Genomic DNA, 6,661 nt, shown 5'->3' with positions numbered 1-6,661 from the left:
ATCAATGAAGCAGTAAATTCCGAAAATTTTAATTATTACTCGAAATAGGTCAGTTTTGGTCATTTGGTTAGTTTTTTCATAATGTTGGGTAACGTGTTGTATAAGATTAGGTGCGTAAAAACATCGAGAAACTTCGATAATCTCGAAGAATTAGTAAATAAACATTAACCTTAAATTTAGCCTAAAATAGCACTTAATTTTATACGGTGTTAGGGCAAGTTATTATGAAGATAGAACCAATTATATATGAAACGACAAGAGGTATTTATAGTGTAGAAGATAAATTATCAATAGCTTCTTTAATACTCTTTTGCTGGAAGTTAGGAAATAAGCGTTTTTGTGAACTTCTTTATACGAATAATCACGAAAAATTCATCTCTGATTTAAGCGAGGAATATTCTAAATACGAAATAGACTTATCTGTAAAGTTGGCAGATAAACAAATAAAAAACTGCTTTGAAAAAACTATCCAAAAAGTAATAGAAAAATATGATGCAGATGGTTATTTAAAAGCACTTTACCAAAGAGATGAATTTGCTTTAGTAATTGACCAAATAGTAAACTATCATTTTGATAAGATGGAAATAAAGAAGTTCACAAAAAATGTAAGTAAGCAATTAGCCTTGATGTTCTAATTTGCCCTAACGTTGATATGTATGGAATGTAGCGTGTTAAAAAGAAATTAACTTTCGAATTAGCACGAGCTAAATTTTACATTTTGTTTTTAATTTATCAGTTTAAAAGCCAAATTTAAAATTTGGCGATACTTAGCAAATAAACACAAACTTTACGCTTAAAAACCAATTAGCTATGTTTTATACATGGTGTTGGCATACGTTTTTAATTTTTCTATTTATTTGCTTTTACAATTACCGATTTTTTTGTCATTTTAAAAAACTTATTTTTGCGCTCTTGGGTCAGTGATTTTATATTTTTAAACACAAAATTAAGAACATTAGAGTAGTGTCGGAAAGCGCGAAACAGTTTCGCTCGAGTAAAGTCCGAAATATTCACAGCAGTTTCGTCTGAGTTGAGTCCGAAAACATAAGTAACTCACGTTTTGACTTTTTCTTTGTATTCAACTTTTTATTTTAAACACAAAATTAAAAACATCAGAGTAGGGTCGGAAAGCGCGCAACAGTTTCGTTTGAGTTGGGTCCGAAAACATAAGATGCTCACGTATTGGCTTTTTATTTTCCTTAATCTATTTAACAGACTATTTTTACTTTAAATACTTTTATTCCGTTACAAATTTTCCGCGCTGATTAATGGATGCCAACGGTAACGTATAAGAATAGTGCGGTTTTGTGTGCGAGGATTTTCCGAAGGAAAATCAGCAGCTAACAAAAGCGAACTAACCTTTGATTAAGCACTAAACTACGCATTATTTTTATACAATGTTACACACTGTAGCGACACGTTAAATTTATCAATTCTGTAAATTATATTTACTATATTCATCCCAATTCCCGCCAACTTTTCCAAATAAACGTTGTTCTGCAAATTGAATCATTTCTCCATTATTACATATTTTCCATAACTCTTCAAGTAACTTTTGATTATGTCTTTGACTGCTTAATTGTGGATTATCTGGTTTGACTTTATCAACATAATCCTTAATAGCTACATACAAAACTACAATCGTTGCTTTAGCATCCTTTGATTTATCTATATCAGAACATTCATAACTAAATTTCTCTATAACATCAAAAAAGTTAGTTTTCATTAATTCGTCAGGATAAATTTGATTTATATTGTCAATCCAAATGTCAAGTCCGTACATTGTTCCAATGTCAAAATTTTCAAGACAATATTTGATGTTATTTCTAAACGGAATAAAACTAAATTTCTTTAAAATTGATTCTTTTGTTTTTTGGGATATGAGAAATGAACTTTTATTAAACTCTTCATTTTCGATATGGTAATTAAAAGATATTTCGCGGTATTTTTGTAATTCCTTTGTTTGGGTGAGTAAAAATGATAAATAGACTTTCTGATGAATTGGTTCGACAACAGAGTTTTTGCTAAATATCAAATCTATCGAAATACTTTCTTTCTCGGTAGATTCAGTTGCTTTTAAATCCAAAATCATATTCGGCTTAATTGCATCAGAGTTATTTCCTAAAGCACGAGTAATTCCGTTGTCAGAATTCGGATTGTTTGTCTTTGATTCTTTGCAAGAAATAATAATAAATAAACAAACTATGGTTAAAATATTTCTCATTCGGTTTTTTCAGAGCTATTGTGTGTAACGGTCTCGTATAACCGTCAGTTACGGGTTAAATTAGCGCTTATTTTCGGTTTAGCACTGACGTTAGCAATTCCGAGTGGATTCGGACGTAGTCGAATCCGCCGTAATTGCGGTTATACATTGTTAGGCACAGTACTTTTTTAAAATCCATAAGTTAATCGGTCTATTGTGTATGTTCTATCGACAGGGTTAAAATTGAAAATATTTTTGTATGCCGAGTCTGTACATATGAATAAATCAGGTAATGTAGTATTTAAAACCTCTTCATTAGTGTCTATGTTTGTAATTGTAATTGTTATGTTATCCAAATTAGAGCCAGGATAATTGTTGCTATTTGGATATTCGGGGTCAAAATACCCAAGATAAATGGTCATATTTAAATTATCTCTAATTTCACCTTCTCTTTCGTGATAGTAAATATCTCCAGAACCTCCAGCTGTTTCAGAAATAGTATCACTATCGTCAAATTTATAAGTGACTTGATATTCCAAATAATTTGTTGAAGAACCACAATTACCTGTAGTTCCTGTTATTTCTAAATTAACTTTATATGTCGCGGATAAAGTTGTAAAAGTTTCTTCATTTCCATATGTAATACCATTTTCATTTGACGCATAAGCTCTTACATAGTAAGTTGTATTTTCCTGTAATCCAGTAATCTCTGAATTAAAGTCATAATTATTAGTATTATTTTCTATGTGGTTGTCATTAATTGTGGGATTTTGAGAGGTGCTCCAACATATACCTTTGTTTATTATAGTGCCATCTCCATCATCATTAATCATTCCTCCACTCGTTGCACTATTTAATGTAATGTTTTCTATAGTTTTTGTTGTAATATTAATTTCTCCGATTGCTGTTGTAAACTCAATTTCGTTTCCGTAATACTCTCCAGTTGGATTGACAAAAAACGCTCTCAAATAATATGTTGTATTTCTTTCCAAATTAGTCGCTTCAGATGAAATATTTACTCCATTAACTTCTATAACGTAGTCATCCGTTTTTGGAAGTGTTGTTTTGGCGTAAACAAAACCTTGAGAAGTTACGGTACTTTCACAAGTTGGTGCGATAATTTGTCCACTAAAAGTTGCGCTCGTTTCAGTAATATTGGAAACTTCTTCGGTTAATAAAGTTGGTGTATATGTACAATCAGGATTATTCTCTTTATCTGAGTTTGAGCAGGATGTAAATATGGTTAATAGGATTAAAATTTTAAATGTAAATTTCATATTGTAATGTTTAGTTCGGAATTTTCTGTTCGTATTGTGCCTAACGGCTACGTATAAAATTAGTTGCGTTGGTTAAGAACGCACTTTAAAAGATACGAGCCAAACAAAAGGAAATCAAAGCGGTTTCCAAGTAACCTATTAGCAAGCAATTAATTTTATACTTTGTTGTAGCTAGTTTTTTAATTTTTTCAGTTCGTATGTCAAGTCGCTCTAGTTTTCAAAAAGACTTTATTATCTCTTGTTGTATAACTATAGTTATTACTGTTTTTTTACTGCTATTTTATAAAAATGTATTATTAAAAGTATGATAATTGGTGTAAAATAAATCATTATATACCCATAATAATATAATTCGTTATCAGTAAAGAAGCAAAATGTATAAACACAAAACATTAATATAGCTTTCCACATCATCAGAAAATAAAGTATAGCAACGGTATTTTCAATTAAGCCAAAAGTATTGCCTTCTATTGTATCAGATAAATATATCGATGAAAAGATTACTGATAATATGGGTAATAAACATGATAGTATAATTTTAATTATAATGTCTGTTTTAAGATACCATTCAGGATGAAATAAGTAAATTGATAAATACCAAAATGGTGCTAAAAGCAAACTTATTCCAAGTGCTTTTATAGAGTCGTGTGATTCTTGAATATCTTTAAATAGAGACATTTTTGTTTTGTTTTTTTGTCAGTCGCACGCAACAGTTGCGTTTGAGTAAGGTCAGTCGGAAGTTAGTTTTTGTTTCTGAATTTGTTAAGACCAACGTAAACATAAAAAACAATAGCAAATATTACACTTAATGCTCCATATTCCTCGGTATTCATTGCCGAAATTATGAGCCAATCGAAAATTGTAGAACTTATTAACAGAACGAAAAATAAACCTAACACCCAATACAATATTACAGGAATTATAGATTTTTTCTTGTCGTACCAATATTTTAAAGCGTAAATAAACCCGATAAGTAAAACAAGTTTCGCAATAAGTATTATCGTAGTGTCTAGTGAATCAAACATATATTAAATTTTATAATTATTATTTCGATGTTTTTTTATTCAATTGATAAAGGTCAATTATATCCTTCTCCAAAATCAGGAGAACATAAATTCTATTCTGTTAATTTGGATAAAACAAAGAGTTCAAAGGGAAAGTGGGGTAAATCAGCTCAGTATTCTTTCCGTCCTTGTAAGCAATAATAACATCTGAAATACTTGAGTTTTCTAGCCACACTAATTGCGGATATGTTTCTTTTTTTAATTTAGTTTCAAGTATCAATGTTGTTCCGTAACTCTCTACATCAAGACCGATTGTGTAACACCCATTAGATTCGGGTTTGCTTTTAAAATTAAATCCTTTTTCAGTCATTGCCTTATGCAGATTTTCTGCTCTTATTTTGTCTTTTCCATATAGGATTACCGCTTTCCGCCCTTTCTGTTCAATAAACGCAATATCATTAAATTCAATGTCTTTTATATTCTTCATCCTCTTGGTTTAAATTAGCTACAACGGTCTTGTGTATGGTTAGTTGCGTGTTTAAGCAACTAATTTAGTAAACAAAAACGTGCCAGAGAAAATTCCGAAGGAATTTTCCAAGTAGGCAATTGCCAAAGCAATTAATTATACACGATGTTACCTGCTGGTTTTTAATTCCGCTTGTTTATTATTCGTCTGTTTTTTTATAATCAAAATCATTGTCAAAATCAGTCCAAAACTTAATATTATTATCAGAGATATTTTTTGATAAGAATTAAATTCAGCGAGATTTTTAGTTAGTTTCGGTGACACAAAAAAACTTGTCAGATTAAATGCTAAATGTGTTAATATACTCAACCAAATATTTTTTGTCTTTAAATAAATATAACCTAAAGCTATTCCACCAATAAATGCTCCGAACAAACCATTATCTGAAAAAATATGAGCAATACTAAAAATTAAAGAAGAAATCCAGATTGCTTTAGAAAGCCCTTTTTCGTTAAATAATTTCTGCGATATAATTCTTCGAAAGTATATTTCCTCCAAAAAAGCCCAAACTGTGAGTAAAGTCAAATATCTCGGTAATTCTGACTGCGTTGGTCTAATTCGGTCAGTCCATTCCCATTCCATTAAATTATAAATTAATAATGGAATAAAATAAGTTGCTAAAAAAAGTCCAATAATTCCGATAACAATTGGAAAAAGGTATTTAATTCGGAAAGTTGAGTTTTCTTTTTTCGGAAGCAAGTTTGGATTAAATTTAATCAAGAAAAATCCTGCTAAAACAATTGCCAAAATATTAATAATTCTGATTGTCCAAAAGTCGATAAGTCCAGATGCAAAATTGTAGCCAAAAAGTAAAATGAGTAAACTCAAAAATAAATTCAGATAAAGTCTTTTACTCATATTTTTTTCAATATTCAATTTTTAGTCGGTTCGGTTTTTTAACTTGCAGGTAACGGTTTGGCTATGAAAAGTAGCGGAATTGAAACATTTAACTATCAAATGAGAACGAAATTAAATAGAATTATTAACCTTACGGTAAGCACTGCAACCGCTATTTTTTATAGCCGTTGTTATGCCCCGTTTTTATTCAAACAAAAATGGAATTAATTAAAGAATTACAAAAACAGGACACTGCGAACAGTAGTGATGATTACAGAATGCTTAAATCCGTGAAAGCTGGTAAATACAAAATGAGCGTACAGGGCAGCACGGGACACTATTGTTCTCCACGATATACGTTACCTGTCGAAGATTATGACAGAATGGAATTAGCCCTTTTTAATAAGAAAGGTTGGTTACATATAACAAGAAGTAGTGTGTTAAAAGCATTTCCAAGATACAATGAATTACTTGAAAGGGCTGATGGCGTAAATAGTGCTGCCCCTGTTTTTGGATATGTACCTGTTGATTTATTAAATGACCTGTACGTTTATCTAGATGGGGCATAACGGTTACGTATATGAAATGTTGCGTGTTTGTGTGCGAGGATTTTCCGAAGGAAAATCAGAAGCTAGCAAACAAAGCAACTTACATTGGTTAAGTACAAAATAGCAATTTTTTATATACATTGTTGCCAACAGTATTTTTATTCTTTTACGGTAACATATAAATTTGTCGGAACGTGTATTTCTTCATTTTCTTTATTGTTCATTTTAAAAACTGCTACTAATTTAATATTGTGCTCTCCTGCTTT

General features: G+C 30.4%; 7 protein-coding genes. 2 read left to right on the top strand and 5 right to left on the bottom strand.

The features are described from left to right. Window positions 1-224: 224 nt before the first annotated feature. Window positions 225-635 carry a hypothetical protein gene (locus BMY96_RS15770; RefSeq protein WP_092853955.1) on the top strand — a complete coding sequence of 137 codons (411 nt, stop codon included), beginning with the start codon at window positions 225-227 and terminating at the stop codon, window positions 633-635. Between the two features lie 794 nt (window positions 636-1,429). Here the strand turns inward: BMY96_RS15770 and BMY96_RS15765 are convergent. From BMY96_RS15765 to BMY96_RS15740, 5 genes are all read right to left on the bottom strand, one after another. Next, entirely contained in the window at window positions 1,430-2,224 is a 795-nt protein-coding gene (locus BMY96_RS15765) for a hypothetical protein (RefSeq protein ID WP_092853953.1), read from the bottom strand. 167 nt (window positions 2,225-2,391) lie between these two features. After that, window positions 2,392-3,480 (bottom strand): hypothetical protein, encoded by a 1,089-nt coding sequence (locus tag BMY96_RS15760; protein WP_092853951.1) that lies wholly within the window; start codon window positions 3,478-3,480, stop codon window positions 2,392-2,394. A gap of 740 nt (window positions 3,481-4,220) precedes the next feature. Beyond that, entirely contained in the window at window positions 4,221-4,505 is a 285-nt protein-coding gene (locus BMY96_RS15750) for a hypothetical protein (RefSeq protein ID WP_092853947.1), read from the bottom strand. A gap of 100 nt (window positions 4,506-4,605) precedes the next feature. After that, complete coding sequence (locus tag BMY96_RS15745) at window positions 4,606-4,971, bottom strand: hypothetical protein (RefSeq protein ID WP_092853945.1); 366 nt, start codon at window positions 4,969-4,971, stop codon at window positions 4,606-4,608. 147 nt (window positions 4,972-5,118) lie between these two features. Further along, a complete protein-coding gene (locus BMY96_RS15740) occupies window positions 5,119-5,868 on the bottom strand; it encodes a CPBP family intramembrane glutamic endopeptidase (protein WP_092853943.1) in 750 nt (249 codons plus the stop codon). 257 nt (window positions 5,869-6,125) lie between these two features. Between BMY96_RS15740 and BMY96_RS15735 the strand changes: the two genes are divergently transcribed. After that, window positions 6,126-6,416 carry a hypothetical protein gene (locus BMY96_RS15735; protein ID WP_139205283.1) on the top strand — a complete coding sequence of 97 codons (291 nt, stop codon included), beginning with the start codon at window positions 6,126-6,128 and terminating at the stop codon, window positions 6,414-6,416. Window positions 6,417-6,661: the final 245 nt, after the last annotated feature.

It is taken from the genome of Algibacter pectinivorans, assembly GCF_900112595.1.
GTDB classification, from domain to species: domain Bacteria; phylum Bacteroidota; class Bacteroidia; order Flavobacteriales; family Flavobacteriaceae; genus Algibacter_B; species Algibacter_B pectinivorans.
The sequence above is the reverse complement of the archived record's forward strand: the minus strand, read 5'-3'. Positions and strand labels throughout refer to the sequence as shown.